The organism is Paenibacillus sp. FSL H8-0034 (assembly GCF_038000305.1).
In the GTDB taxonomy this organism is placed as follows: Bacteria; Bacillota; Bacilli; order Paenibacillales; family NBRC-103111; genus Paenibacillus_S.
This window is the reverse complement of the sequence record NZ_JBBOBS010000001.1, coordinates 7,091,618-7,118,125: the sequence shown is the minus strand read 5'-3', so window position 1 is coordinate 7,118,125 and position 26,508 is coordinate 7,091,618. Positions and strand designations below refer to the sequence as shown.

Here is a 26,508-nt window from a genome sequence, read left to right as displayed (position 1 = left end):
AGATGGTAGTAACGAGTCCGTTCCTTCGCTTGCTGCCACTCCCTTTCATGGGCACACTACCTCAACGCTTATTTGCTTAGCAACAATTTTACAATTTTATCCAGAAAGGAAGCGTAATGAATATGAAAAAGCAGTGGGTGGTCTGGGGGAGTATTGGAGGCGTTGCCATCTTATCAGCTGCTTTGATTTTATCGAGCGATAAGATCATATCGGGTGTTGCTCAGATAAACCAGCCGGCACCTGTAACGGTACCTGCACCTATACCGGAATCCGCGAAGCCATTGCAAGGAGTGCCGTCCACACCTGCTTCACCTGTTGCGCCTTCGAAGACGACAACTTCCCCTGGAACCCAAGCCCCAAAGGCATCAACAAGTTCGACGACAACACCAAAAGCAGCTCCAACTGAAATCGTCCCGACACAGACGGAAGTCATGACCACATCACCTGCAACTGCTCCCAAATCGGTACCCAGTGTGCCCTCCAAGGCTCCAGCAGCAGAATCACCCCCAGCTTCAAAGCCAGCCCCGGAACAAGTAACAACCAAAGCACCGGTAGCTGAACCATCTAAAGACTCTAAAGTATCCCCGACATTAAATGAAGTAAAGGCACCTTCCACAAAAGAAATCACCTCCACAACCATCACAGCGCCTACGGCTCCTGTGGCTCCAGTAACGCCAATTGCCCCCATACATGAGCACAAGTAACGGTTGCCATAATCAGTTCCAGATTTAACGACACCACTGTAGATGCCCGTCCATCAGGGTTCTGCAATCCGATCGGAGGCTGCATAATGGGGTCCAATAGCTTCGGGAACATCGCCGAGTTTCTGATGTGCTCCCCAGGTTTCTCCCCATATGCGCATTTGCAGGAGCACGGGTTTGTACGCTCTTCCTTTATCAGTTAATGAGTACTCTACGGTTACAGGTACTGTAGGAAATACTTGGCGTTGAATGACGTTATGCTGCTCGAGATGACGCAATACATCTGTTAAAGACTTGATACTAATCCGCTCTACATTTCGTCGCAATTGGTTAAAACGCTGGGGTCCTTGAGTTAGGATAGAAAGCACCAAAAATGACCACTTTCCACTAACTACTTGCAAAGCTTCACGGATGGAGATAAAACAAAGTTCGTCTTCTTTACTTACATCCATTTAATCACTCCTAACAATAGTATAGTTAGTCTATTTTATGAAGCTATATATAAATAATGTGTCTACTTTAAATAATATACTAATTAATATAAAGTGACAATAGAACTTATTTATCTGCTTATGTTGAGTCTGAAGCAGAGATAAGCTTATAAAGCTTAAGGAGGACTATCGTCATATGAAGGAGAAAATGATTTTGGTTGTTGGAGCGACAGGACAGCAAGGAGGCGCTGTGGCTAGACAATTGCTAGCCGACGGCTGGAAGGTGCGTGCATTCACTCGCGATTCAACGGGCGAGAAAGCGCGGTTACTGGAAGAGCTGGGAGCTGAGCTCGTAAATGGGGATATGGATGATCGCGATTCACTCGACGCGGCTATGAAGGGAGTTTATGGCGTATTCAGTGTTCAGCCTCCAAGCTGGAATCCTACTTTGGAGTCCAATAAGGATGAAAAGCGTATGGGAAAAGCGGTAGTTGATGCAGCCCAGAGAGCTGGCGTTCAGCACTTTGTTTATACATCAGTTAGCGGTGCGGAGGCACAATCCAAGTTTCGCGATATGCCGAAATGGGAGATTGAGCAATACATTTCATCACGCGGCATCCCTGCAACGATATTGCGTCCAGTCGGCTTTATGGAAAATTTCGCGGACCCGATATCCGGCCTTCAGCAGGGTACCCTCGCGCAAGCGGGTAAACCCGATGGCGTGATTCAACTTATAGCTGTAGACGACATCGGAGCATTCGCTCTGCTTGCCTTCAAGCATCCTGATGACTACTTGGGCAAAACTATCGAAATCGCTGGGGATGGGTTGACGCCACCACAAATCGCTGCTGCAATAAGTCGTGCAACCCATCGTTCTATTCCCTACGTTCAGATTCCGCTCGAAACAATACGGCAGCATAATGAAATTGTAGCCCGTTTGTACCAATGGTTAAACGACGAAGGCTACGAAGTGGATATTGCTGCTGCACGCAAGCTGCTCCCGGAATTAATGGATTTTGACACCTGGCTGGAAAAGCGGGGAAAGGCAAAATTTGAAGCACTCTTCCGTACACAGCATACCTGAAATCACGGAACAGCAGCGATGAAGCTCATTGTCTAAAAAGTAACCTATAAACAACAAACGATCCGCACATCAAGCGCGGATCGTTGTTTACGCCGACAGGAAGAAGTCGGTAAGAACTTTTTCTGCTCTCCCAAGATAAAACCAATTTAAGCCGCCTCTTTAGCGCCTGCTCGCTGTTTCATTTTATCAAATCTGCCCGGACCGGACAGGATGCCAGCCAGAACACCGATAACAGCAAAGATGATGGCAATCATAAACCCGTGATTAATCGCCGTACCGAGCGAGTCACGTAAGAACTCACGGATTTCCTGAGGTATGCTAGCGGCGGCACGGACTAACAATTCGGGATTGGCCAGTGTATCGATTTTATCAGCGGGAATGTGGTGTGCCTCCGATCCATTCCGTATCATTTGTGCTAGCTGATTGTTTACGATAGTGGCAGTCAAGGTCGCTCCGAGTATACCGCCGATATTACGCCAGAAGCCAACAATGGACGAGCTGATACCGATGTAACGAGGATCGACACTGTAAGCAACTGCATTTTGCGCTACGCTCATCAACGGGCCAACGGCACCAAAACCAAGCATAACCATCAAAGAAATCATATAAACAGTGGAGGCATCATGAGCAACCCTGCTGAGCAGAAACGTAACAACGATGCCCATCAGCATGGATACGATGATCAACGATCGGAAGGAGAAGCGCGTCTGCAGGCCACCGAATACAACGGCCCCAACCATCAGCGAGAACATCATCGGTGTCAGCAAGCCATTGGAGTTCGTGTTGCCAAGTACAGCTACAGAGAACATAGGCAAATAAGTAATGGCTGAGAACATAATGGCGCCTTGGCATAAGCAGGCAATACTGGTACCGACAATCATGCGGTTGCGAAATAATTGCAGCGGCAGTATCGGTTCCTCGGCTTTGAGCTCGGTAAGGACGAACAGGAACGTGCCGATCACAGCAGTTGCGAATAAACCGATAATTGGCCACGATGCCCAAGGGTAGCTTTTGCCGCCCCATTCCAAAGCCAACATCAACGAAATCGTGGAAATGATCAACAGAACGGTACCCAGATAATCAATCTTGGGCTTGCGGTCTGAACGTGATTCCTTCAAAGCGATCAGCAGTACGAGAAAGGACAGGGCACCAAGCGGCACATTGACGTAAAAGCACCAACGCCATCCCCAGTAATCCGACAACAGCGTGCCAATCTGTGGACCCGCAACGGAGGAGATGCCAAAGATGCCAGCAAATACCCCGGAAAGCTTGGCAGCCTGCTTCGGATCAGCGAACATCGTGTAGATGATCGTAAAGCTGATAGGGAAGAGAGCCCCGGAACCGATTCCCTGCAGCGCGCGAAACCAGATTAACTGATCGATATTTTGCGCGAGTCCGCATAATGCGGAGCCGAGAAGAAAAATGGCAATGCCAATTAAATAAAATCGTTTTCGGCCGAATAAATCGGACATCTTCCCAAATACGAGCATCGTACTGGTAGCCGCCAGCATGTAGGCCGTGAAAACCCAGCTCATTTTATCAAATCCACCGATGTCCTTAATGATGTGGCTGACGGCAGCTGAGGTGATCGTATTATCAAGCGACGCCATCAACAACCCAAGTGCCATAGCCAGCAAAATAAATCCGTTCGTCCGCTTACTCATGTGATGGCGCCTCCATATTGTTGTTAATTGTACGGAGTCGTGCAATACCATCCTGCAGCACTTGGACCTGGCTCCGTATATTGCCGATACCAATCTGAATACATAACTCCTGAGTGGGACTCATTTGGGGGCCCATACGTTCATAGTCATTTTCCAAACTGAGCAGATCTGCCTGTGACCGCTGTAAAGCATTGTTTATCCAACCAGCGACCATTTGTGGTTCAGCTAATTCTCCAAAAATAAGACGAACCATGAAATCAGAACGAAGCACATTTTCCTGCATGTCGCTTTCTAGATAGCTCTGGAACTTCACCCTTCCTTGTTCGGTAATCGAATATACATGCTTGTTGGGCTTGCCTTGCTGAACAACACTCTCCTTCGTAATTAATCCTTCCTTCTCCAGCTTGCTAAGCGTGGGGTAAATCGTGCCGTAGCTCGCATCAAAAAAGTAGGAAAATAAATCCTCAAACTTCTTTTTGATATCGTAGCCGGATTTCGGTTCAACTGCCAAAATTCCAAGTATTACATCTTGACCTGTCATAAACGGTATGCCTCCCTGATAGCTAATAAATGTATTATAAACATATGATATATATCGAGTCAATATATAAACGGATGATACAAGTATGTTTTTTGTAAAATAAATAATGAATTGTCCCTGCTGTTCTTTGCGCTGCAGCACATTTTGATAGATAATAGGAAGAGGAATTTTATAACGACAACAGCAAAATTGAGAGGATGATAGGCATGAGTCAAGCTTCAGTTCAAAATGTACAATTTTACGATGAGCCAGCCATTCAATTAAATGCCGGAGGTTATCAGGCAGTTATCGTTCCGGGTCTGGGCGCTAATATGGTTGAACTGAGCCGTCCTGAGGAAGGCTTGAGCTTTTTACGTACTCCTGGCACCATCGAACAGCTTCGCCAATCAGGTCAAAGATACGGGATACCGCCTTTGTTCCCACCTAATCGGATTGAAGGGGGAATTTTCTCCACACCTCACCGCGATTACACATTTCCGCTTAATAGTTCGGACGGCAAGGTGTTTATGCATGGGATTCTCCATAAAAGACCGTGGCAGATCCAATCATCCGGTGTTCGCGAGGACGGGTCAGTCGAGGTTAGCCTGTTGATGAATATGAATCGCGATGGCGATATGTATGCCTATTATCCGCATGAATTTACATATGTATTAACTTACTACTTATCGGAGCACGGTCTTGAACAGCAAATTCGGATTACAAATCTGAGCGATGAACCGATGCCATTGGGTGTAGGCTTTCATACTGCACTTAAAGTTCCCTTTCATCAGGAGGGTCAGGAGCAGGATTACTCGCTGCGGGTATCCGTCGATAAGCAATGGGAGCTGAATTCGGAGTTTTTGCCTGCGGGAGTATTATTACCGCTGGACGAAATGGACCGGGAGCTGCGTCAAGACGGTATTCGACCAACTGGCGAAGCTTATGCGAGGCATTTGACCGGGAGAGCTATCCAGCATAAGGGCTCAGACTTCTACGGAGCGGTTCTCACAGATCAGCAGCGCCAGATCAGCTTGGTTTATGAGGTGGACCCAGCCTTTGGGCATTGGACGATATGGAATGATGACGGCATAAGCGGATTTATTTGTCCTGAGCCTCAGACCTGGGCAATCAATGCGCCTAATATATCCTTACCGGATGAAATTACCGGATTCCAGCTGCTGGCACCTGGTGCGGAATGGACCGCTTCAAGCCGGCTATACGTTGAACACCAATAAACTCGGTATAATCTTGTGAAGCCCGCTGCCGTTGTATGATGGCCGCGCAGCGGGACTTGCTCATCGGACATACAAAGGAGGAAACACGGATGACCTTGCAAATCGGATTCGTTGGAACCGGGGGCTTTACGCGTTTTCATTGCAATCTGTTAAGCAAAATGGAAGGTGTGCAGGTTCGCGCCTTTTGTGCAACCCGCTTGGAAAAGGCAGAGCAGGCTGCGGCTGATTGGAACGGTGCTGTCGGTTATGACTCACTGACCCATATGCTGGATCAGCAGAAGCTTGATGCCGTATTCGTATGCGTCCCCCCCATGGCGCACGGAGAGATTGAATATGCGCTGATTGAACGCGGGATTCCCTTTTTGCTTGAAAAGCCGCTCGGTCTGGACCTGCTTCAGCCTGCGGACATAGCCAGTCGTATCCAAGCCAAGCCGCTTATTACCTCAATCGGTTATCATTTTCGTTATATGGATTCCACGCAAAGGGCGCTTGAGCTTTTAAAGAATCGTACTGTAGGGATGGCTCTCGGGTACTGGATGGGAAGTATGCCGAAGGTTCCGTGGTGGCGCAGACAAGACGGATCAGGCGGGCAATTTATCGAGCAAACCTCACATATGGTGGATTTGCTGCGTTATACGATGGGTGAGGTCGAGGAAGTATATGCAGCTTACGCCAACCGTGTGATGCATGAGAAGGAAGATGGAGTTACGACACCCGATGTCGGTACTGTAACGATCAAGCTGGTCAGCGGAGCGGTAGCGACAATTTCGAACACCTGCATACTGCCGGGCTCAGGTCCGATTGGGCTGCATGTGTATACGGATCAAGGTGTGCTGGAGCTGTCCGACAAAAGCTTAAAGGATATCGGTCTAGCATCTATAAGCGAATACGCGAATCAGAACAATCCTTATGTTCGTGAGCATGAAGCTTTTTTTCATGCGGTCAGAACAGGAGACAACTCACGTATTTTATCAACCTATGCGGATTCCCTGCGGACGCAGGCTGTAACAACAGCCGCCCTGCATTCGGCCGTATCCGGCTTACCGGTGCGTCTTGATGAATTTAGCGGATAACTCAACAGAGCTTCGGACTCGGGCAAGACTGGCAAGGGAAACGAGAGGAGTAGGCTCTTAAGCATGGACACTATTACACATACATTATTCGGACTCACCTTATATGCAGCAGTGAACAAGGCAGGCTACAGCCGCAATGAAAAGAGAGCACTGTTCGTAACGGCAGTGGGCGGCTCGCAAATCCCGGATATCGATGTGATCTCAGCCTGGTGGGACACGACTGGACGCTACCAAATGTGGCATCGCGGCCTGACACATTCCATCTTTCTGGTGCCGGTATGGGCAGCACTGCTGGCGCTGCTGAATAAGCTGTTTTTTAAAACCGGCAGCTGGCGATTGTTCGGACTCGGACTGCTGGCGGTCTGGATTCATGACACAAGCGATCTGTTCAATGCATGGGGCACAGGGTACCTGGAGCCATTTTCTTCTAAGAGAATCACCTTTGGCACCGTGCCGATCGTCGATGTGACACTATGGGTCATCATGCTGGGCGGTCTGCTGTTCGTGAAGCTTCGCAAGCCAGTGAAATCTTATCGGGTATACCGGATTGTCGGCCTGCTGCTGGTTTGCCATTTTATCATTCAATCTGTGCAAGGTTATGTCTTATACCAGCAGCATGCCAGCCGCTATGATCAGTTTGCGCTCTCCGCCGGATTTGTACCCGGACAATTCCAAATCATTGGCAAAAAGGGTGACCAGGTTGAAATCAGCGAGGCTACCGTATTTACCGAGCCCAGGCTGCAGGTTGCCTTGCAGTCGAGCGAGAATGCCAATCTTGATCGTCTGTTCACTGACAATCCCAAAGCCAGAACCTTGTATGAATGGTCACCATTCGTCGTGGTTGTGGATGATGGACAGCGGCTTGGCATTTATGATCCGCGTTTTTATCGTGATGGGCAATCCTTCCTATTTGAATCTATTCATAAATAAACGCAAAACCGACCACCTCCGAAAATGCGGGAGCGGTCGGTTTTGTTCATTTATCCGTAACCAGCGTGTATGCTTATGTATACTGATTGTGATTGACTTTATTTTTTGCCAGCTTCAAGTATCCGTTAACGTTCAGCAGCTCACTTTCATCCACGAAGCGCAATTTAATCGGGCCGGCGGCTTCAATAATATAGGAACGAAGTGCTGCAGCTCCTCCCCCGATTACATAAAAGCATTGAATGTCAGGATGCTTTTTCCAGCGCTTTTTGATCAGGTCCACGATTTTGTTGGCGGCTCGGCTGAAGTACAGATCGACCACCTGCTTCATGCTGGATTGTCCTTCACCAATGCGTCGAATCGTAAAATCATTTTTTTTGATCCGTTGGACCAGCTTGGCGCGGCTTGGAAACCGGTATCCGTATTGATCCTCGACATCGCGAATAATGCTGTCCAAATAGGTAGCCATCCCAATCTGCTCTCCTGTGCTGAACTGATTGTCGATGCTCATTTTATTAATGACTGGAAAATCAGTAGTCAAGGCGCCAATCTCGCAAATACCGATGCACCCCTGATGAAGCTCCTCATCCCGAACCTGCAGGTTGTCATGTGTGGCCATGTGAAATAACGCCGCTGCACCTTCAATAGAAATGACCGCGCGGCGGATCGATACTTTAACTTTTCGATTTCGCAGGGTAGGTGTGGTCAAAAAGGTGACTTCATGCTCGCCAACAAGACGATCCTCGAACATTTTATTGTAATAGGAATAGCTGCGTACAGGAAGGCCGGTTCCCAGTGTGTATTCGACTTCCTCAATGTTGCCGTAGCCGCTGTTGGTCACGGATTGACTGACAATACCGGCATACGCAAGTGCGGTTAAGGCTACGACCAGAGACTGATCAGATACTGCTTTATTGTCTGTCTCCTCAAGCTCCATGCTGTCCTCGTTCTCCATAGCAAGTAAGCCAACAAAATAACGCTGGCTGTTCTTGGACAGTCGAGGACTGTGAACCACGACATCAAGTGCCTTTAACGGTGAATCCTCTTCCTGTAAAATGTGACGTTCATAACCTGGAGCAACAATATTTTGAATTACCAGTGGCTCGCGTACTCCGTCTAATACTACCTTGATACTGTCATTGCCAATATCTATACCAGCCAACTTCATTGATCTGACTCCTCCAATCGTTTCCCAACGAATTACTTTAGTACTAGAATTCGATTTGTTTCCACAAAATCCCTTCGTACTTTAGAACCATTTTCCAGGGAAGGCTGCAAGCATGCAGGGTTATGAAGCGGATTTGACGAATAAGAACGTAGATTTAATCGAAATTTGTTGGTGAATATTACTTGATGAGCGTGAATCTTGCAGAAGGAGCCAATATGAAACTGGGATGGGGAAGTAAAAAGTTTACATTAGTCATAATTCCGGATGCGAACCGTTCCGTTCGCCAGTTTGAGATGCTGAATTCGATACCTTACATTGCTGTGGCCGCTGTCTTTGTCCTGATTCTCGTTACTTTAGTACTATTTTTCTTTCAGGGACGCACAGCCGTTATCGCAGACCAATTGAAGGTCAAAATCGATAGTCAGGAGCTGGTGTATACCCATACGGTGGAGGATAAGAATGAAACGATTGAGCAGCTTCAGAATGAAGTGATCAAGCTATCCCAGCAAACCTCGGAAATGAAGGCCAAAATCGATGATATTCGCAAAATGGAGGACGAGGTACGTTCGATTACGGGTTCGACCAAAATAGCAGCAGCGGCTGAAGGCACAAACACCCTTGATAGTGCCATGGGGGGAATCAGTCATCCGGCTACGAATAAGGATGTGAACGAGCTGCTCAGTCAAACCAAGACACAATTAAGCGATATGGATCTTGAACTGGCAGCCCTGCAGCAAAGTATTACCGATACGAAGCATAAAGCATTGGCTATTAAGGAGCAGCTTCGTGTGACGCCTGATATTTGGCCAGTAGACAGCCACCGAATCACATCAACCTTTGGTTTGCGGCAGGACCCCTTTACACGTCGTCCGAGCTTTCACAGCGGCTACGATATTAGCGCACCTGCTAATTCAGAGGTTTCAGTTACAGCAGATGGTATCGTGCGTATTACTGGCAGTGATTCAGAAAGAGGCAATCATATTGTGGTTGACCATTCGAATGGCTTGCAAACCATGTACATGCATCTCAATAAAATCCTCGTGCAAAAAAATGATTCAGTTCAAAAAGGACAGCTGATTGGACTTGTCGGATCAACAGGCAGAAGCACAGGCTACCATTTGCACTATGAGGTTTTACAGAATGGTGTCAGTGTTGATCCACTGCCTTATCTCAAATAATCCAGCCTGAAAGGGGAACGATGATGTTTAAAGGTAAGAAGCACGCGCACGGTATACATGCGACAGATACATTAATCGGTGAGGGGACCTTGTTTGAAGGCAGGATCAAGTCAGAGGCAAGCATCCGCATTGAAGGACAGGTAACCGGCGATGTGGATTGCGCAGGCGATGTGACTATTGGCGAGAAGGGCATCGTGAAATCCAACGTGATTGCGCGCAATGTCATCCTGGCCGGTACGGTTAATGGAAACGTCCTGTGCAAAGGCAAGCTGACGATCCACGCCACCGGCAAGCTGTATGGGAACACGACAGCCCAATCACTCGTTATAGCGGAAGGCGGTTTGTTCCAGGGAATGAGCAAAATGGAGAGTACCGAATCCAGCTCCTTAGAGATGCCTGCTCCGTCGAAACAAACCGAATCGGTCACAACTGCGCCTACCGTTATCACATGGCAATAGCTGATACAAAAAAAGGATATGCATACAGGGAAAATCCTGAATGCCTGTCTTTTTTTTTGTTAAAAGTCGCGTGATGCCTGAGTTTGCAGTATAATGTAGGCTAATGGTGAAGTCGGAGAAAGACGAGCACAATAAGTTTATTTCAATTTATTACAAGGGGAGATACGATGCTGGGTAAGTTTCAATTCAATAGGCGCAGTGTGCTCCTTACTTGGCTCCTATCTTATTTGGCGGTTTTATTGCTGCCTGTTTTGATGAGTGTAATCGTATACACGCAGTCAAGTAAGACGCTGGAGAATGAAATCAACCAGGCGAATCAATCGCTGCTGAAGCAGGTTCGCGAGGTCATGGATAATCAATTCGAATCGATGGAGCGGCTGAATTTTGAAATAACCTGGAACGTCAGACTCCAACAATTCCTGTATTCGGATAAATATCAGCTCTACCCCAATGAATACCTATACGACCTGCATCAAATTACACAGGATTTGTTGTTATACAGAACCTCCTATTCGCTTATCGATCTGTTTTATATTTATATAGCGAATAGCAATCAGGTACTCATGCCCGATGTTTACAGAGAAGCGCCCTTTGCTTACAATTTGATCCATAAAAATGGCGTTTATAGCTATGAGCAGTGGTTGCAAATTGTTAATCAAAAAGAATTTAAAGGCTTTATACCGATGTCCCGTATTGATGAGAGCGGCAACCTCCGCAATACGGTTGCCTATATCAGCACCTATCGCAAGGAGGCAGACAAGCCTGGAGCTACTAATGTGATCATGGTTGACCAATCGCGTATTCTGCGTGCTATTGAAAACATTGAGCTATTTAATAAGGGACATGTGTTAATCCTCAATGAAGCCAACCAGGTATTGGTAACCAGCTCCAAGGAAAGCGTGAATTTGCTCAAGGATTTTCCTTTTGATAAGGAAATGCCCGAATCAAATATGTTTTTATGGAACAAGGATGGCCTTAATTACGAGGTCACCTATATCAAATCAGATCGCTCCAAGCTCAAATATTTATCGATTATCCCGAGCCAATTATTTTGGGAAAAAGCCGAGCGGGTTCGAAACCTGACCTATATGAGTATTTTTATTAGCCTACTGGGTGGAATTTCCTTAACGTATGTGTTTTTACGCAAAAATTATAATCCCGTACGGCGTCTTGTAGAGACCCTATCCGGCAAAACCGAGCTGATTGGCGGTCAAGGTTATAATGAGTTTCGATTTATCGAGCAGGCTGTTGACCATACATTGGTAGAAATGGCCAAAATTATGTCTGAACGTAAAAAACAATACCATATTTTACGATCCAATTTCGTTGGACGGATGTTAAAAGGAAAGCTTAATGAACAAATTCCTGTTGATGAATCTTTGGCCACCTTTAATATGCAGTTTGCTTCGAACGATTTTGCCGTTATTGTGCTTTATGTACAGGAAAGCGGGACTTTCCATGAGCGTATCCAGGAAATAGGTTCCACTGACCCGCAGCAGCTGATGCAATTTATTATTACGAATGTGATGGAGGAACTGGCAGCTCAGAACCATCAAGGCTATGTAACCGAAATGGAAGACTCGCTCGTCTGTCTGATTAATTTCTCTGCCAAGGATCCCGAGGGACGGATGGAAGAGCTGGTTCGCATCTCCAAGGACGCACAAGCGTTCATTATGTCCAAGTATCATATTAGTTTGACCCTGTCGATAAGTGGTATTCATAGCGGGATTAATGGAATTTCCCAAGCTTATTTGGAAGCGCTCGATGCTATGGAGTACAAGCTGGTTATGGGCAGCAAGGAAATTTTGTCCTATGAGGATATTCATCAGAATGCTGCTATGGAGGAGGCGGATACCGTCTATTATTACCCGCTCCAGGTAGAGCTGCAGCTAATTAATTATGTCAAAATCGGGGATTTCCCGATGGCTCGACAAACACTCGATGAGATTATTGAGCGCAATTTTAAAAGATCGTTCATGTCTGTGCCGCTTGGCCGATGTCTGATGCTCAATTTGGTCAGTACGATGATCAAAACGATCAGTGAGCTCGGATATATCGAGGACAGCCTCTTGATACGTAACCCAAGACGGATTGAAAAAAGGATCGAGCGGCTGGCGACCTGTGAAACGATTCAGGAAATGCAGGTTCAAATGACGGAATTTCTGGAAAAGGTTTGTGAATATACGTCCAACAAACGTCAGCAAAATATTCAACAGTCCAAGCAGCGGGTTATGGATGAACGAATTCAGCAAATTGTTAATTACATTAATGAAAGCTATATGGACCCGAACCTCAATATCTCGATGATCGGCAGTCACTTTGACATGAAGCCTGCTTACTTGTCCAAGCTGTTCAAGGACCATACCAATGAAGGGCTGCTGGATTCGATAAACAAGACCCGAGTAGCCCGAGCCAAGTTGATTTTAGATGAAACCAGCCGAAATGTAAGCGATGTGGCAACCTCAGTAGGATTTAATGATGTGAATGCATTTATCCGGACCTTTAAGAAATATGAAGGCATCACTCCCGGAAAATATAAGGAAATGAAGGAGGAATAGGCCGCTGCTAAGCGGTTTTTTTCTTGTTTATTGATTATTTTGTATATTCAATTGTACTTTTTGTTGATCTGAGTTCATGTTTTTGCCGATAAAATTGGCACAATTTACGATTTCATTTTATGTAAGCGTCATCATATAATACGAGTATGGGAAACAGGTTATATACACAATCTCATGTTGAAGTCATTATTCGGTTCAGCCGAAATATTAGGGAGGTCTTCATACTATGAAGAGCAAAAAGAAAATCGTCTCCACTCTAGTAGTTACAGCCATGATGAGCACTGCAGCGATCGCTTGTTCGACACCCGCAGCCACACCTGCACCTGCTGACACGAAAGCACCTGCCGCTGGAACACCTGCACCTGCTGCGACCGCAACAACGTATCCGATGAAGACGGACAAAACACTTTCTTATTGGATGGAGATGACGGGTAACCTTGTCGGCGTAAAAGCGACTCACCAGGATGTTCCTTTCTTTGCTGAATGGCAAAAAAGAACCGGTGTTCCATTAAAATTTATTGCACCTCCTGTTAACCAGGCCAAAGAAGCACTTAACGTTATGCTGGCTTCCGGAGATTTGCCGGACATGATTGAGTTCAACTTCTTTAAGGACTTCCCTGGCGGTCCGGAAAAAGCTATCAAAGACGGATATATTTTGAAGCTGAATGATTTGATTGATAAAAATGCGCCTAACCTGAAAAAATATTTGAAAGATCATCCAGATATCGACAAAATGGTCAAAACGGATAACGGCAGCTACTATGCATTCCCGTTCATTCGCGGAGATGATTCACTGATGGTGTATCAAGGCCCGATTGTTCGTCAGGATTGGCTGGATGAGCTTGGCCTGCCATTGCCACAAACCATTGATGAATGGACAACAATGCTGAAGGCTTTTAAAGATAAGAAAGGCGCAACGGCTCCTTTCACTGCAGCCGGCAAGCCGCGCGTATTTAATGAATTCAACGTTGGCCATTTTATGGGAGCTTATGGGGTAACACGTGACTTCTATCTGGAAGGCGGACAGATTAAGTTTGGTCCTGCTGAAAAAGGATATAAAGATTGGTTAGCCTTGTTCCGTGGTTGGTATGAGCAAGGACTATTGGATAAGAACATTGCCACGGTTGATGCCAAAGCTTTTGATGCGAATATCGTATCGGGTGCATCCGGTGCAACTGTAGCGAATACGGGTGGCGGTATTGGAAAATGGCAGCCGCTTGTTGAAGCTAGTAATCCTAAGGCGAAGCTGGTAGCTGCACCACAGCCGGTCTTGAAGAAAGGCGACACACCGAAATTTGGCCAAAGAGATTTACCGTTCTCCGTAAATGGCGGTATGGTAGCTATCTCGGCAACCTCCAAAAATGCAGAGCTGGCTGTTAAGCTGCTGGATTATGGCTATAGCGAGGAAGGTAATAAATACTTTAACTTTGGTCAAGAAGGCGTAAGCTACAATATGGTGAATGGTGTTCCAACCTATACGGATCTATTAATGAAAAATCCGGATAAACTGGCTCCTGCCCAAGCGATAGCTCTGTATACACGCGCTAACTACAGCGGTCCGTTCGTTCAGGATAAAAATTATATCCAACAATATTTAGCACTTCCACAGCAAAAAGAAGCTCTTAGCATTTGGGCTAAAACCGATGTGGCTAAATATCAATTGCCGCCAATCACACCAACTCCAGAAGAAAGTACTGAAATGGCGAAGATTATGACCGATGTTAACACATTAGTCGATGAAATGACTTTAAAAATTATTTTGGGTGCCGAGCCTCTTGATACGTATGAAAAATATGTTGAAAAGCTGAAATCCGTTAAGCTGGATCGTGCTATCGAGATTCAAAAAGCAGCCTTGGATCGCTTCAACAAACGTTAATTTGCAAGTGGGGAGGGCCTACAAAGCCCTCCCACCCATTCAAATGATGAGCTAGAGACAAATAGGTGAGGAAGGAGGGGTATGAGATGGCCAAAACGATGCAGCTTGAAAAGTCACAATCGGTAAGAAAGTCAAATCCTACCTTTATGACTCGGTTTATCCGCGATTTTGTGCTGAACAAATATTTATATCTGATGATGGTTCCCGTCATCGCTTATTATGCCGTTTTTCACTACACTCCTATGTATGGAGCTATAATTGCCTTTAAAGACTATACCCCGATGAAAGGTATTGTGGGCAGTCCTTGGGTGGGTTTGGCAAATTTTAATGACTTCTTTGGCAGTTATTACTTTTGGCGTATTTTGAAAAATACCGTTGTGATCAGTCTATATTCTTTAATATTTGAATTTCCTGCTCCGATTATCCTTGCAGTTTTGATTAATGAGGTCCGCCATCAAATATTTAAACGAATTGTTCAGTCCATTACTTATATGCCTTATTTTATTTCGATGATTGTTATCTGTGGTATGATTAGTGATTTTACGAATTCGGATGGTGTTATTAACACGCTTTTGACGTATTTTGGCTATGATGGAAAAGCCATGCTGCAAAAGCCGGAACTATTTCGAAGTATCTATATTCTTTCTGAAATTTGGCAAAAAATCGGCTGGGAGTCGATTATCTATATTGCAGCACTGATGGGTATTGATCAGGAGCAATATGAGGCAGCCCGTATGGATGGCGCAAGCCGTTGGAAGCAGATCCTTCATATTACACTGCCTGGTATTATGCCGACGATCGCCATCATGTTCATTCTGCGGATGGGGAACCTCCTCAACGTAGGTTTTGAGAAGATCATCCTGCTCTACAATCCGGTTACTTACGATACTGCTGATGTCATATCCTCCTTCGTGTACCGGAAAGGTTTGTTGGAGTTTGGATGGAGTTACAGCGCCGCGGTGGGCATATTCAATTCGGTGCTCAATCTGATACTGTTAATTACAGCGAATTACATTAGCCGCAAGGTGAACAATAGCAGCCTATGGTAAAGAAAGGAGAGATAGGGTTATGCCAAAGGATCAAGGTTTAATGGATAAATTATTGGATATCGGTATCCATGTGGGACTTGTGCTTTTAATGATATTTGCGCTCTATCCTATGCTGTATGTTGCCTTTGCATCCATCAGTGACGCAGGGCAGCTGATAGCACACAAAGGATTGCTGTTTAAACCATTGGGATTCAGTATTGAAGCTTATAAGAATGTTTTTAAAAATCCGGGCATTTTGATCGGATACCGGAACACCTTGTTTATTTTGATAATGGGTGTCATTCTGAATCTGTTTATGACGGCTATGGGTGCGTATGTGCTTTCCCGTAAAAATGTAATGTGGAACAAGGTATTTATAATTGTTATCGTATTTACGATGTTTTTTAATGGCGGCTTGATTCCTTTGTACCTGACCGTTAAAAATGTTGGATTAATCAATTCTCTATGGGCGACGATTATCCCATTTGCAATCAGCACCTTTAATTTGATCATCATGCGTACGGCCTTTATGTCCGTGCCAGACAGTCTGGAAGAGTCGGCCAAGATTGACGGAGCCAATCATTTTACGATCCTGTTTAAAATCATTATTCCTTTGTCCATGCCAGTTATTGCCGTTATGATCCTCTATTATGCGGTTGAGAAGTGGAATGGCTGGTTCTATGCATCTGTATTCCTGAAGGACCGTGAGCTGTTCCCGCTGCAGCTGACGCTGCGTGAAATATTACTGGCCAATCAGACAGACAGCATGTCGGCAGGAGCGAGTGCCGGGGATCAGTTCCAGATTGGGGAAACGATCAAATATGCGACCATCATGGTAGCTACGATTCCAATTCTGTGCGTATATCCATTCGTACAAAAATATTTTGTTAAAGGTGTTATGGTAGGCGCATTAAAAGGTTGATAGATCATAATGGCCAAGAGCTGATATTGAAAAGTCGTTCATACTCCTATTCGGAATAGGTGTAGGAACGACTTTTTGACAATTCCAGTTCGGTAATAGTGAATATGATTGAAATATAATCTTCGTTCTTCCCGATTTTTAAAAATGTGTGAGAGCTGGTTAGGTGTCTATCTTAAAGCAAATGTCCGCCAGACACTTCAATGTCCTGGGCTGTAACCCAGCCGAAATCATCGGACAATAAGTTCACAATGACCTTCGCAAGATCTTCGGGTTGGCCGATTCTGCCAAATACAGATTGCTCAGCCAGCGGCTTGATGAATTCAGGATGTTTATCGAATGCTCCATCGCCAAAATTGCTGTGTGTAGGACCGGGAGAAACTGCGTTGACCCGGATTTTGCGAGGTGCAAGTTCTTTGGCGATATAGCGAGTCCAAGTTGAGAATGCTGCTTTTAACGAGCCGTAGACGGAGTATCCTGGAAATGATTGGTTCTTGGATGAACTCGTGGTATTTACGATCGCTCCAGCATCATCCATGAATTGGACGAGGTGTTGTGTTAAAAAAACCGGTCCTTTAAAGTTCGTATTAAGAATTTTGTCGAAGTACTCTTCGCTCATCTGGGTGAACATCATTGGCCCACCAACACCGCCATTATTAACTAAGTAATCAAAAGTCGTTCTGCTCCAAACTTCTTTGAGGCTCTTTTTCACTTCTAGAACGAAACCTTCGAATGTTGATATTTGAGTTAGATCCAACTTCAGCGCTACAGCCCGAACTCCTTTATTCTTCTCAATTTCCTTAACGACATCTTCTGCCCGGTCCTTATAGGAATTGTATGTGAGAATGACACTCATTCCGCGCTTGCCAAACTCAAGAGCCGTCGCTTTTCCAATGCCATTGCTTCCACCTGTTACGATTGCAATTTTCATAAGATCATCCCTTTCTTGTGTTCGATCTGGATTTTATTTTAGTCGTTTCTGCTGAAAAAATATAGATTTAATAATGCCTTTTAATTGCCTAAAACCACCATGTATGATTTCGATAACCCCGAATTATCCCCTTTTTTATTATAAGAAGAGCCTAAAAATGCCGATGCATCTCAGAGTTGTGTTGAGGAATAAGAAGTCATGTGATAAAATAAATGTATGGATAAAGTTCTAGATGAAATTATTGATCTAATGAAAGGCGCAGGCACTCGACCAATTGAAACCGGAGTACCGGGGCTAAGCATGATTAAGGGAGACATTCCCGCACATCAGCTCGCAGCGCTCTACGAGCCGATGATTGGTTTTACGGTTCAAGGAACAAAGATACTTTCCATCGGGGAGCGCAGCACTACCTTGGAAGGACCCTCGTATTACGTGGTACCGGTACATGTTCCCGCAACGGCGAGTGTACATCCAGACCGTGATGGGCGTCCTTACATGTCCCTTGGTCTAGAGTTGAATCAGAATGTTCTTCAGAGTTTATTAAGAGATCTTCCTGAAAATCTAATACCAACTGCTTCTGAGCATTTCGCAGCTTGTGAAATAGACATTGAATTTATGGAGGCATGGCTGCGCTTATTGCGATTAACGAATACATCAAGAGATATTCCAGCCCTTGCACCGGTTTATGAACGCGAAATCCTTTATCGCGTTCTGATGGGACCACAAGGATGGTATCTGAGGCAACTTGGTCTGCGGGAAAGTAATTTCTCTAAGATTTCTCAAATTGTAAAATGGTTTCGCGAAAATTTTATGAGGCCAATAGACATTGGTGAAATGGCATCAAAATCTGGTATGGCTATAAACACCTTTCACCGTCAGTTTAAACGTGCAACGGGTTTAAGTCCTATTCAATTTCAAAAGCAATTAAGGCTTTTGGAGGCTAGAAACCTTATTGCATTTGAGGGTTATGCAGTAGCCAGTGCCGCCTATCAAGTTGGCTATCAGAGCCCCTCACAGTTTAATCGAGAGTACTCCCGCTTCTTTGGTTCATCTCCAGCTCGGGATACTGAGAATCTAAGACGAATCGAAAGCGCGAGGGATTAGATAGCTGAGTCTATCGATCAGAATTTAAGGCTGAGAACTTCCTAAAGGAGGTTCTTTTTAGCATTTTTTGACTCGTTCATATGCTAATTGGCGCATTTTCTTGATTGTTACTTACGATAGGCTCAAAACCAGAACCAGTGCTTGACGAACTAATGTAAGGATGAAAATGGAAAAGCATCAACAGGGTGAACAAATCGACCACGACGCCATCAGGAGCGCACTGAAAACGATGCGTAATTGGCAAGAAGAATCATCAATTACCAACGTTGCCGGTGGACAAATGCGACCGCAGCCGATTTTTGGGCTAATTTGGGCTAAATAGTCAAGCACTCATTTTGGATTGATCCTAAATATTGTCATTTATTTCTCTTGTATATGGATAATAAATCCATTAATATAATCTTGTTTAACTGAATATGAAAAATAAGTTAAAAAATAAAACTATTGCAATACGCCGTATTTCGATGTATTATACAAACATTAATAAAACGCTTTCATTACCAATACAGTTAGATTAAACCGGTTTAATCAAGGTGGTGATAATCACATATGGGTCAACTAAAAGGTTCTTAATCAATCTTATTAAACCGGTTTAATCACAACCATATAGAGCATACCTGAATCTGTTTGCAATCATAGCCGCTTTTATTAAACCGGTTTAAGTAATCGGGGAGGTGAAGAACAGGAGATAACCCGTTTCATCGCATTTTCAAAACAAAGTTTGCATTATGAGCTCAATATGGAGGGGATATTTTTGAAAAAAATCGGGTTGCTAATGGTTATGATATTAATGCTTGCGGCTGCGCTGGCTGCATGTGAAAGTGATCCCAATGCCAAGACATCAGTCGTTGTGACACCTGTGACTCCTGATAAAGCGACTCCCGTTGTTCCTGCGAAGATAGAGGGTTACAAAGAGGCACCGATGCTCGCCAAGCTTGTTGCAGCCTCAACTTTGAAAGCGGTTACTGAACGATTGCCGGCCAAGGAAGATATCATGGTAGAAAAGGTATTGGAGGAAACAGGTAAGTACGGCGGCGATTGGAAGCTGCCTTGGACAGGAGTCAATGATCGCTGGACGGTGGGTCAACCTACAGAGGAAGCGCTTTTCCGCTTTAACAAGGATGGCAGTGCGGTCGAACCTAACATTGCCAAAGGCTACGACGTCAATAAAGATTCAACAGAGTTCACCATTTACTTAAGGAAAGGGATGAAGTGGTCGGACGGGATGCCTTTTACAGCTGATGATGTCCTGTTCTATTGGGAGCATATGCTCACCAAAGAGACCTTCGGTAAAAAAATCTATGATGCTTATTACTCGGTTGATCCTGTGACGGGTGATAAGGCTTTAGCGACAGTGACCAAAATTGATGATTACAGCTTCAAGGTCGTTCATAAATATCCAAGCGTGCAGTTCCTGGAGCGTGTGGCGATTGACAACAAATGGTTCCAGGCACCGGCACATTTTCAAAAGACAATTTTACCTGAATTCATAGGTCAGGAGAAAGCACTTGAGATCGCCAAAAAATGGGGCTTTGAGGACGTCAAATCGTTCCTGGTCGCAACGGGTTATTATTACTGGGTCTACCCGCAAATTCCAACCTTAAGAGCTTGGGTAGCGAAAAATGATCCCAATAGTGATCAATTTATTATGGAGCGCAATCCGTATTTCTGGAAGGTTGATGGCGAAGGCAACCAGCTTCCTTATATGGACCGTATCGTAGCTACCAAGGTTCAGGACCCGGCACAAAGAATTCTCGGCACCTTGGCAGGCGATTATAATATTATCGATTTTGACTTTAAGGATTTCACGGTATTAAAAGAAAATGAGAAAAAAGCTGGCTTCAGAGTTATGAATTGGCCAACGCCAAACTGGTCAAGCGCAGGCATTCAGCTCAATCAGACGATTGCAGATCCGAATCTGCGCAAGCTGTTCCAGGATATTAAATTCAGAGAAGCGTTATCGGTTGCGGTAGACCGTAAAGAAATTTCCGAGATCGTTACAAATGGGTTAGGCGCTCCTATCCAGGCATCGGTTCCCGAAGGCTTGGTCGGCTATCAAAAAGGCTGGGCAGATCAATGGAGCAAATTTGATCCCAAGCGTGCGAATGAACTGTTGGATGGGCTTGGATTGACAAAACGTGATAAAAACAACTTCCGTCTCAATGAGGATGGATCGGATTTAACCATCACCGTTATTGAAGGCAGTACGAGCACCGCAGGTTTTCTGGAATTGGTCAAAAAATATTATGAAGCTGTAGGCATCAAGGTAGACCTTAAGGTTGTGGATACAGGCACCCATCAAGAGCTCAAGTACTCGAATAAAATCCCCGCCACGACTGAAAATATTTCAATGGTTAATGTATCCTTCCGGCCTGATACGCTTGTACCTCTAAGAGTCCTCACTCCATGGTACGGACAATATGGATTGTACAGCTCCTCGAATGGCAAAGAAGGAGTTAAGCCTGAGGGCGATGTTGCCTTGATTCTTGACTACTGGAATAAAGTGAAAGCATCGGCAACCAAAGAGGAAATTAATAAATGGAGTAATGAGATCATCAAGCTTCATCAAAAGAATCAGTGGGTTATTGGTTACGCTGGTCCGACACCTCGGCTGATCGTCGCTTCCAATAAAGTAGGAAATGTGCCTAAGGATTTGGTGTTCTCGGATGAATTCCGCAGCATCGGCCATGGTCATCCTTCACAATTTTTTATCAAACAATAAGTCGAATGGTTAATCAACCCGCGGGGGAGTGAGCTTCCCCCTTGTTGGTTTCAATGGCATCTTCGAATTAAGCAGAGAGGAGAGGATCAGAGATGCTCCAATATATTTTAAGAAGAATCATCTTAGTCATACCCGTAGTTATTTTCATTTCTATTATCGTGTTCTACATCATTCAGCTTCCAGCTGGTGATTATGTATCTAATTATGCAGCCAAAATGGCTGTAGCCGGCGATGTAATGACACAGCAGGATATGGACGAAATGAGAGTAAGTCTGAAGCTGGATCAGCCCTGGTACATACAGTATCTGGTCTGGATGAAAAACATTATCCTGCATTTCGACTTTGGTTATTCCTTTAGCTATAACAAACCGGTTATGGCGGTTATCCAGCAATACATGGCGCTCACGATCATCGTTTCTCTGGTGACCATGGCGTTCACGTACGCAGTAGCGATTCCAATCGGCATTTATTGTGCAGTAAGGCAATATTCGATAGGCGATTATTTATATTCAGCTATTGGCTTTCTCGGGATGGCAACTCCCCATTTTCTGTTAGCGATTATCCTTATGTATCTGTCTTACGTATATTTTGGAGATCCGCTGCTGGGACTTTTTTCAAGCGATTATGTGAATGCCGGGTGGTCCATGGGTAAGGTTCTTGATTTACTGAAGCATATGATTATTCCTGTTATTGTTATTGGTTTGGCTAATACCGCCGAGCTGATTCGTGTCATGAGAGGTCAAATGCTGGATGAGCTGAATAAACCCAATGTAGTGACTGCCAGATCCAAAGGCTTATCGGAAACCAAAATCCTGCTTAAATACCCGACGCGTGCCGCGATGAATCCTATCGTCAGTACGATTGGCTGGTCACTCACTTCGATTTTCACAGGCTCCACCATAACGGCTATTGTACTGAATTTACCGATTCAGGGCCCTGTCATGTATAACGCTTTATTAGGTCAGGATATGTATTTGGCGGGAACCTGGCTATTGTTTATGGCCGTACTGACGGTCATTGGGACCTTGATTTCCGATATTTTATTGGCATGGCTGGATCCAAAAATTCGCACAGAGTTCAGAGGTATGTAATATGAAAACAATCCCGATATTTGGAAAACAGAAAATAACGCCGATCAAACCCGCCATCACTAATGACGTCTACTACAGCTCACAATGGCGACTTATGTATCTAAGGCTCAAGAAGCATAAGTTAGCTCGAATCAGTTTGTTTATTTTATCGCTGTTGTATTTGGCTGCCATCTTCGCCCAGTTCATAGCACCGTACGGCTTGCAGAGCTATGACAGCAAATATGTGAATGCGCCTCCTGTCAAAGTGAGCTTCGTAGATGCAGATGGCAAATTCCAATTTCGACCCTTTGTCAGCGAGTTGAAGTCAGCGAGGGACCCGGTTACACTGCGCAAAATGTTTGTGCAGGATGACAAGGTGCGTCATGCAGTCCGGTTTTTTGTACAGGGTGAAACTTATCAATTTCTGGGTCTGTTCTCAACGAATATTCACTTGTTTGGCGTAGATGAGCCCGGACGCTTATTTCTATTTGGTACAGACGGGATGGGGCGCGATCTGTTGTCGCGTATCGTTCTGGGGAGTCAAATTTCATTAAGCATTCCGCTTATTGGAGTAGCGATTAGTTTTGTGCTCGGATTGCTAATTGGCGGGGTGTCGGGATATTTTGGTGGCTGGATTGATTCCGTCATTCAACGGGTTATCGAAATTATTCGCTCCTTTCCAACCTTGCCACTGTGGATGGCTCTATCGGCGGCAATTCCGCCACGCATACCGGTCGTCACGATGTATATCTATATCGTAATCATTTTCGCTTTTATCGGTTGGACGGAGCTGGCGAGGGTTGCCAGAGGCAAGTTCATCTCCTTGAAAAATGAAGAGTATGTATTAGCAGCCAAAATAGCTGGCGTCAGTGATGCCAAAATCATTCTTAAACATCTGTTGCCCGGTTTTATCAGTTATTTGGTGGTCGCAACGACTTTGGCCATACCGAGCATGATCCTGGGTGAGACCGCGATGAGTTTTCTTGGACTTGGTATCCGGTCACCCGCAACGAGCTGGGGAGTACTTCTTCAGGAAGCACAGCAGATTGAAAACATCGCCTTATATCCGTGGAAATTAATACCTTTGGGCTTTGTTATCATCACCGTATTAACCTTTAATTTTTTGGGTGACGGATTACGTGATGCGGCGGACCCTTATAAGAGATAAGCGTGAAGAGCTCGAACCGGTTACCTATTTCAGTATAGCGAGGGGATATTATGGCGTCACAGGCTTCTCAAGCTTCAATAGCTCCACAGGCTGAATCTGAACAACCTCTTCTCTCCGTTCAAGATCTCAAAATCCGTATTCAAATGGATAACGGGGAAATGAAAACCGTAGATGGAGTCGACTTCGAAATAAAAAAAGGGAAAACGCTCGGTCTTGTGGGCGAATCCGGCTGTGGCAAAAGCTTGACCAGTAGAGCCATCATCAGCATCAATCCGAAGGAGTGTGAAACCACAGGCCAGATTGTGTATCACTCTACTTCCGAGAAGACGTTAAACAATTTGAATCTGTTATCGTTAGACCCGCGGGGCAAACAGATCCGTTCCATTCGCGGCAGAAAAATAGCAATGATTTTCCAAGAGCCGATGACAGCATTCTCACCGATGTACACGATTGGCAATCAGATCATGGAATCGATATTGATCCACCGCACAAAGAATAAAAAAGAAGCCAAGAAAATAGCGCTCGAAATGTTAAGTAAAGTGGGGATTTCAGATCAGGAAAAGCGATTCGATCAATATCCGCATGAATTTTCCGGCGGCATGCGCCAGCGGGCGATGATTTCGATGGCCTTGTCCTGTAATCCGGAGCTGCTTATCGCGGATGAGCCGACAACCGCATTGGATGTTACGATTCAAGCGCAGGTGCTGGAGCTTATGAAAGGACTACAGAAGGAATTTGGGATGGCGATTTTGCTGGTGACCCATGATCTGGGCATCATTGCAGAAATGTGCGACGAGGTAGCGGTCATGTATTTGGGAAAAATCGTAGAGCAATCGACGGTTGATGAAATATTTTACAATCCGAAGCACCCTTATACGAAGGGCCTGCTCAAATCGATGCCCAAATTAGGCACAGACCGCAATAAACGGCTGGATTCCATCGAAGGCACGGTTCCGATGGCTATTAATTTGCCCCCTATGTGCGGTTTTTACGATCGCTGCACGGAGCGGATTGAAGGCGTATGCAATGTGCAGGCGGTACCCAAAACCCAGCTATCTGACAATCATATGGTTAGATGCTTTCTGTACAAGGACAAGAATGAAGGAGAATAAATATGTCTAAACGTATCTTGGATGTAAACAATCTAAATAAGGATTTTCAAGTGAAATCCAAAACCAAGTTATTTAGTAAACCTTCTTACATTCGTGTGTTAAACAATGTTTCTTTTGAGCTGATGGAGGGAGAAACCTTAAGTATTGTGGGTGAATCCGGCTGTGGTAAAACGACCTTGGGCCGATGCATCGTAAGAGGAATGAATGCAAGCTCAGGCGAGGTGCTTTATCATACTGAGGGCGGAGAGCAGGTTAATTTTTTAGGGCTGCAGGGTAAGGAGTTCAAGAAGTACCGAAAAGATATTCAAATGATTTTTCAAGACCCGTACTCCTCGCTCAGTCCAAGAATGAGCGTGTATGACATTATTTCCGAGCCGCTGATTGCCAACTTCAAGCTGAGCAAAGCCGAGGTGGATGAGAAAGTCACGGAAATCGCTCAAAAGACCGGGTTAAATGTCAGCTACCTTAAGCGTTATCCGCATGCGTTTTCCGGTGGGCAAAGACAGCGTATTGCGATTGCCAGAGCACTTGTTTCCAAGTCCAGACTCATTGTTTGCGATGAGGCGGTGTCGGCTTTGGACGTATCGATTAAAGCGCAAATTATTAATCTATTGAAGGACCTTCAGCAGCAGCTGCAGATCACGTATATTTTTATTTCACACGATTTGTCTATCGTTCAAAACATTTCCGACAGGGTAGCAGTGATGCATTTGGGTAAAATCGTGGAATTAGCGCCTGTGGATTCATTATTTGACCATCCCAAGCATCCCTATACCGAGGCGCTTCTATCGGCAGTGCCCGAGCCAGATCCACATCTGAAAAAAGATCGCATTATTCTAGAAGGCGAAGTTCCGAATCCAGCCAATCCTCCAAGCGGATGTCATTTTCATCCAAGGTGTGCTTATAAGACCGACAAGTGTATGCAGCAAGAGCCGGAGCTGCAGCTAGTCGGTGACCATCATTATGCTGCATGTCACTATGCTAACGAATTTACATTAAGGGGCGTAAACCATGAGTCACAAGACAAGTAAACTTTCCGAGCACAAGAAATTAATTGTATTTCTGGATTGCGGGGATACGATCATTGATGAAGGCACCGAAATTCGGGACGATCACGATATCGTCATCCAGGCCAATGTCATTCCCGGAGCGGATGTGATGGTCAGGACGCTGGCTGAACGTGGCTATACGCTGGCTATCGTAGCTGACGGTTACGCACAATCCTTCAAAAATATATTGACGGACAATGGATTATACGACTATTTTGCCACAATGGTATATTCGGAAACGGTTAAAGCGTACAAACCAAGCTCTCGGATGTTTAAAGCCGCGATTGGAGCCTTGGATCTTACTGAGCAGGACTGCTCACGCATTGTCATGGTAGGTAACAATCTGAGCCGTGATATTAAGGGTGCCAATGAAATGGGCATTACGAGCATCTTTCTGAGCTGGACACCGAGATACCCCAAATTACATACGGATGACAGCGAGATTCCCGATTATACGATCAGTGATCCGCTGGAATTGATTGATCTAGTGGAAAAGCTTAATCAACAATTAGGCTGAATTGATTTTTGGGGA

24 protein-coding genes are annotated in these 26,508 nt (G+C 45.1%); 18 read left to right on the top strand and 6 right to left on the bottom strand.

Features of this window, described 5'->3' with window-relative positions:
• Nucleotides 1-220 precede the first annotated feature (220 nt).
• Both NST47_RS31795 and NST47_RS31790 read right to left on the bottom strand, forming a co-directional pair.
• Nucleotides 221-688 (bottom strand): hypothetical protein, encoded by a 468-nt coding sequence (locus NST47_RS31795; protein WP_341158713.1) that lies wholly within the window; start codon nucleotides 686-688, stop codon nucleotides 221-223.
• Between the two features lie 69 nt (nucleotides 689-757).
• The gene (locus NST47_RS31790; protein ID WP_341158712.1) at nucleotides 758-1,153 is read right to left on the bottom strand and encodes a winged helix-turn-helix transcriptional regulator; all 396 of its coding nucleotides are present in this window, start codon (nucleotides 1,151-1,153) and stop codon (nucleotides 758-760) included.
• Nucleotides 1,154-1,328: 175 nt separating this feature from the next.
• Between NST47_RS31790 and NST47_RS31785 the strand changes: the two genes are divergently transcribed.
• Nucleotides 1,329-2,216: an NmrA/HSCARG family protein gene (locus NST47_RS31785; protein ID WP_341158711.1), complete on the top strand. Its 888-nt coding sequence runs from the start codon at nucleotides 1,329-1,331 to the stop codon at nucleotides 2,214-2,216.
• 146 nt (nucleotides 2,217-2,362) lie between these two features.
• Here the strand turns inward: NST47_RS31785 and NST47_RS31780 are convergent, their stop codons facing one another.
• The gene (locus NST47_RS31780; RefSeq protein ID WP_341158710.1) at nucleotides 2,363-3,880 is read right to left on the bottom strand and encodes a DHA2 family efflux MFS transporter permease subunit; all 1,518 of its coding nucleotides are present in this window, start codon (nucleotides 3,878-3,880) and stop codon (nucleotides 2,363-2,365) included.
• The gene (locus NST47_RS31775; RefSeq protein ID WP_341158709.1) at nucleotides 3,873-4,421 is read right to left on the bottom strand and encodes a PadR family transcriptional regulator; all 549 of its coding nucleotides are present in this window, start codon (nucleotides 4,419-4,421) and stop codon (nucleotides 3,873-3,875) included. The genes NST47_RS31780 and NST47_RS31775 overlap by 8 nt, the downstream gene beginning before the upstream one ends.
• 206 nt (nucleotides 4,422-4,627) lie before the next feature.
• Here NST47_RS31775 and NST47_RS31770 point away from each other — a divergent pair, with 206 nt between their 5' ends.
• The 3 genes from NST47_RS31770 to NST47_RS31760 all read left to right on the top strand — a co-directional run bounded on the left by NST47_RS31770 (nucleotide 4,628) and on the right by NST47_RS31760 (nucleotide 7,638).
• Nucleotides 4,628-5,635: an aldose 1-epimerase gene (locus NST47_RS31770; RefSeq protein ID WP_341158708.1), complete on the top strand. Its 1,008-nt coding sequence runs from the start codon at nucleotides 4,628-4,630 to the stop codon at nucleotides 5,633-5,635.
• An 89-nt stretch (nucleotides 5,636-5,724) separates the two neighbouring features.
• On the top strand, nucleotides 5,725-6,708 hold the full coding sequence (locus NST47_RS31765) for a Gfo/Idh/MocA family protein (RefSeq protein ID WP_341158707.1): 984 nt from the start codon (nucleotides 5,725-5,727) through the stop codon (nucleotides 6,706-6,708).
• A 63-nt stretch (nucleotides 6,709-6,771) separates the two neighbouring features.
• Entirely contained in the window at nucleotides 6,772-7,638 is an 867-nt protein-coding gene (locus tag NST47_RS31760; RefSeq protein WP_341158706.1) for a metal-dependent hydrolase, read from the top strand.
• A gap of 73 nt (nucleotides 7,639-7,711) precedes the next feature.
• Here the strand turns inward: NST47_RS31760 and NST47_RS31755 are convergent, their stop codons facing one another.
• Nucleotides 7,712-8,803, bottom strand: a complete 1,092-nt coding sequence (locus NST47_RS31755; RefSeq protein WP_341158705.1) for a ParM/StbA family protein — start codon at nucleotides 8,801-8,803, stop codon at nucleotides 7,712-7,714.
• A 215-nt stretch (nucleotides 8,804-9,018) separates the two neighbouring features.
• Here NST47_RS31755 and NST47_RS31750 point away from each other — a divergent pair, with 215 nt between their 5' ends.
• The 6 genes from NST47_RS31750 (at nucleotide 9,019) to NST47_RS31725 (ending at nucleotide 16,823) form a co-directional block, all read left to right on the top strand.
• Nucleotides 9,019-9,981, top strand: coding sequence for a peptidoglycan DD-metalloendopeptidase family protein (locus NST47_RS31750; protein WP_341158704.1), 963 nt, complete (start codon nucleotides 9,019-9,021; stop codon nucleotides 9,979-9,981).
• Nucleotides 9,982-10,004: 23 nt separating this feature from the next.
• Nucleotides 10,005-10,439 carry a bactofilin family protein gene (locus NST47_RS31745; protein WP_341158703.1) on the top strand — a complete coding sequence of 145 codons (435 nt, stop codon included), beginning with the start codon at nucleotides 10,005-10,007 and terminating at the stop codon, nucleotides 10,437-10,439.
• Nucleotides 10,440-10,606: 167 nt separating this feature from the next.
• Nucleotides 10,607-12,997, top strand: a complete 2,391-nt coding sequence (locus tag NST47_RS31740) for a helix-turn-helix domain-containing protein (RefSeq protein ID WP_341158702.1) — start codon at nucleotides 10,607-10,609, stop codon at nucleotides 12,995-12,997.
• A 226-nt stretch (nucleotides 12,998-13,223) separates the two neighbouring features.
• Nucleotides 13,224-14,873 (top strand): extracellular solute-binding protein, encoded by a 1,650-nt coding sequence (locus tag NST47_RS31735; protein WP_341158701.1) that lies wholly within the window; start codon nucleotides 13,224-13,226, stop codon nucleotides 14,871-14,873.
• 146 nt (nucleotides 14,874-15,019) lie between these two features.
• Nucleotides 15,020-15,922: an ABC transporter permease gene (locus tag NST47_RS31730; RefSeq protein ID WP_341159799.1), complete on the top strand. Its 903-nt coding sequence runs from the start codon at nucleotides 15,020-15,022 to the stop codon at nucleotides 15,920-15,922.
• A gap of 19 nt (nucleotides 15,923-15,941) precedes the next feature.
• Nucleotides 15,942-16,823: a carbohydrate ABC transporter permease gene (locus tag NST47_RS31725; protein ID WP_341158700.1), complete on the top strand. Its 882-nt coding sequence runs from the start codon at nucleotides 15,942-15,944 to the stop codon at nucleotides 16,821-16,823.
• Nucleotides 16,824-16,995: 172 nt separating this feature from the next.
• On the opposite strand, the gene NST47_RS31720 is transcribed toward NST47_RS31725, so the two are convergent.
• On the bottom strand, nucleotides 16,996-17,751 hold the full coding sequence (locus NST47_RS31720; RefSeq protein WP_341158699.1) for an SDR family NAD(P)-dependent oxidoreductase: 756 nt from the start codon (nucleotides 17,749-17,751) through the stop codon (nucleotides 16,996-16,998).
• A 216-nt stretch (nucleotides 17,752-17,967) separates the two neighbouring features.
• On the opposite strand from NST47_RS31720, the gene NST47_RS31715 reads away from it, so the two are divergent.
• The 8 genes from NST47_RS31715 (at nucleotide 17,968) to NST47_RS31680 (ending at nucleotide 26,493) form a co-directional block, all read left to right on the top strand.
• A complete protein-coding gene (locus NST47_RS31715; protein WP_341158698.1) occupies nucleotides 17,968-18,855 on the top strand; it encodes an AraC family transcriptional regulator in 888 nt (295 codons plus the stop codon).
• A gap of 166 nt (nucleotides 18,856-19,021) precedes the next feature.
• Nucleotides 19,022-19,177, top strand: a complete 156-nt coding sequence (locus NST47_RS31710) for a hypothetical protein (RefSeq protein ID WP_341158697.1) — start codon at nucleotides 19,022-19,024, stop codon at nucleotides 19,175-19,177.
• A 432-nt stretch (nucleotides 19,178-19,609) separates the two neighbouring features.
• Nucleotides 19,610-21,577, top strand: a complete 1,968-nt coding sequence (locus NST47_RS31705; protein WP_341158696.1) for an ABC transporter substrate-binding protein — start codon at nucleotides 19,610-19,612, stop codon at nucleotides 21,575-21,577.
• A gap of 92 nt (nucleotides 21,578-21,669) precedes the next feature.
• A complete protein-coding gene (locus tag NST47_RS31700; protein WP_076233351.1) occupies nucleotides 21,670-22,668 on the top strand; it encodes an ABC transporter permease in 999 nt (332 codons plus the stop codon).
• Nucleotide 22,669: 1 nt separating this feature from the next.
• Complete coding sequence (locus tag NST47_RS31695; RefSeq protein ID WP_341158695.1) at nucleotides 22,670-23,815, top strand: ABC transporter permease; 1,146 nt, start codon at nucleotides 22,670-22,672, stop codon at nucleotides 23,813-23,815.
• A 50-nt stretch (nucleotides 23,816-23,865) separates the two neighbouring features.
• Nucleotides 23,866-24,927: an ABC transporter ATP-binding protein gene (locus tag NST47_RS31690; RefSeq protein WP_341158694.1), complete on the top strand. Its 1,062-nt coding sequence runs from the start codon at nucleotides 23,866-23,868 to the stop codon at nucleotides 24,925-24,927.
• Nucleotides 24,928-24,929: 2 nt separating this feature from the next.
• The gene (locus NST47_RS31685; RefSeq protein ID WP_341158693.1) at nucleotides 24,930-25,958 is read left to right on the top strand and encodes an ABC transporter ATP-binding protein; all 1,029 of its coding nucleotides are present in this window, start codon (nucleotides 24,930-24,932) and stop codon (nucleotides 25,956-25,958) included.
• A complete protein-coding gene (locus NST47_RS31680; protein ID WP_341158692.1) occupies nucleotides 25,939-26,493 on the top strand; it encodes an HAD family hydrolase in 555 nt (184 codons plus the stop codon). The genes NST47_RS31685 and NST47_RS31680 overlap by 20 nt, the downstream gene beginning before the upstream one ends.
• The last annotated feature ends 15 nt before the right edge of the window (nucleotides 26,494-26,508 follow it).

What these genes read in the sequence shown, in the direction of transcription:
- NST47_RS31775 (WP_341158709.1), bottom strand. Translation starts at nt 4,421, where the DNA reads ATGACAGGTCAAGATGTAATACTTGGAATTTTGGCAGTTGAACCGAAA.
- NST47_RS31770 (WP_341158708.1), top strand. Translation starts at nt 4,628, where the DNA reads ATGAGTCAAGCTTCAGTTCAAAATGTACAATTTTACGATGAGCCAGCC.
- NST47_RS31685 (WP_341158693.1), top strand. Translation starts at nt 24,930, where the DNA reads ATGTCTAAACGTATCTTGGATGTAAACAATCTAAATAAGGATTTTCAA.
- NST47_RS31745 (WP_341158703.1), top strand. Translation starts at nt 10,005, where the DNA reads ATGTTTAAAGGTAAGAAGCACGCGCACGGTATACATGCGACAGATACA.
- NST47_RS31780 (WP_341158710.1), bottom strand. Translation starts at nt 3,880, where the DNA reads ATGAGTAAGCGGACGAACGGATTTATTTTGCTGGCTATGGCACTTGGG.
- NST47_RS31755 (WP_341158705.1), bottom strand. Translation starts at nt 8,803, where the DNA reads ATGAAGTTGGCTGGTATAGATATTGGCAATGACAGTATCAAGGTAGTA.
- NST47_RS31760 (WP_341158706.1), top strand. Translation starts at nt 6,772, where the DNA reads ATGGACACTATTACACATACATTATTCGGACTCACCTTATATGCAGCA.
- NST47_RS31720 (WP_341158699.1), bottom strand. Translation starts at nt 17,751, where the DNA reads ATGAAAATTGCAATCGTAACAGGTGGAAGCAATGGCATTGGAAAAGCG.
- NST47_RS31790 (WP_341158712.1), bottom strand. Translation starts at nt 1,153, where the DNA reads ATGGATGTAAGTAAAGAAGACGAACTTTGTTTTATCTCCATCCGTGAA.
- NST47_RS31695 (WP_341158695.1), top strand. Translation starts at nt 22,670, where the DNA reads ATGAAAACAATCCCGATATTTGGAAAACAGAAAATAACGCCGATCAAA.
- NST47_RS31795 (WP_341158713.1), bottom strand. Translation starts at nt 688, where the DNA reads ATGGGGGCAATTGGCGTTACTGGAGCCACAGGAGCCGTAGGCGCTGTG.
- NST47_RS31735 (WP_341158701.1), top strand. Translation starts at nt 13,224, where the DNA reads ATGAAGAGCAAAAAGAAAATCGTCTCCACTCTAGTAGTTACAGCCATG.
- NST47_RS31750 (WP_341158704.1), top strand. Translation starts at nt 9,019, where the DNA reads ATGAAACTGGGATGGGGAAGTAAAAAGTTTACATTAGTCATAATTCCG.
- NST47_RS31765 (WP_341158707.1), top strand. Translation starts at nt 5,725, where the DNA reads ATGACCTTGCAAATCGGATTCGTTGGAACCGGGGGCTTTACGCGTTTT.
- NST47_RS31725 (WP_341158700.1), top strand. Translation starts at nt 15,942, where the DNA reads ATGCCAAAGGATCAAGGTTTAATGGATAAATTATTGGATATCGGTATC.
- NST47_RS31690 (WP_341158694.1), top strand. Translation starts at nt 23,866, where the DNA reads ATGGCGTCACAGGCTTCTCAAGCTTCAATAGCTCCACAGGCTGAATCT.
- NST47_RS31680 (WP_341158692.1), top strand. Translation starts at nt 25,939, where the DNA reads ATGAGTCACAAGACAAGTAAACTTTCCGAGCACAAGAAATTAATTGTA.
- NST47_RS31710 (WP_341158697.1), top strand. Translation starts at nt 19,022, where the DNA reads ATGGAAAAGCATCAACAGGGTGAACAAATCGACCACGACGCCATCAGG.
- NST47_RS31715 (WP_341158698.1), top strand. Translation starts at nt 17,968, where the DNA reads ATGGATAAAGTTCTAGATGAAATTATTGATCTAATGAAAGGCGCAGGC.
- NST47_RS31785 (WP_341158711.1), top strand. Translation starts at nt 1,329, where the DNA reads ATGAAGGAGAAAATGATTTTGGTTGTTGGAGCGACAGGACAGCAAGGA.
- NST47_RS31700 (WP_076233351.1), top strand. Translation starts at nt 21,670, where the DNA reads ATGCTCCAATATATTTTAAGAAGAATCATCTTAGTCATACCCGTAGTT.
- NST47_RS31740 (WP_341158702.1), top strand. Translation starts at nt 10,607, where the DNA reads ATGCTGGGTAAGTTTCAATTCAATAGGCGCAGTGTGCTCCTTACTTGG.
- NST47_RS31730 (WP_341159799.1), top strand. Translation starts at nt 15,020, where the DNA reads ATGACTCGGTTTATCCGCGATTTTGTGCTGAACAAATATTTATATCTG.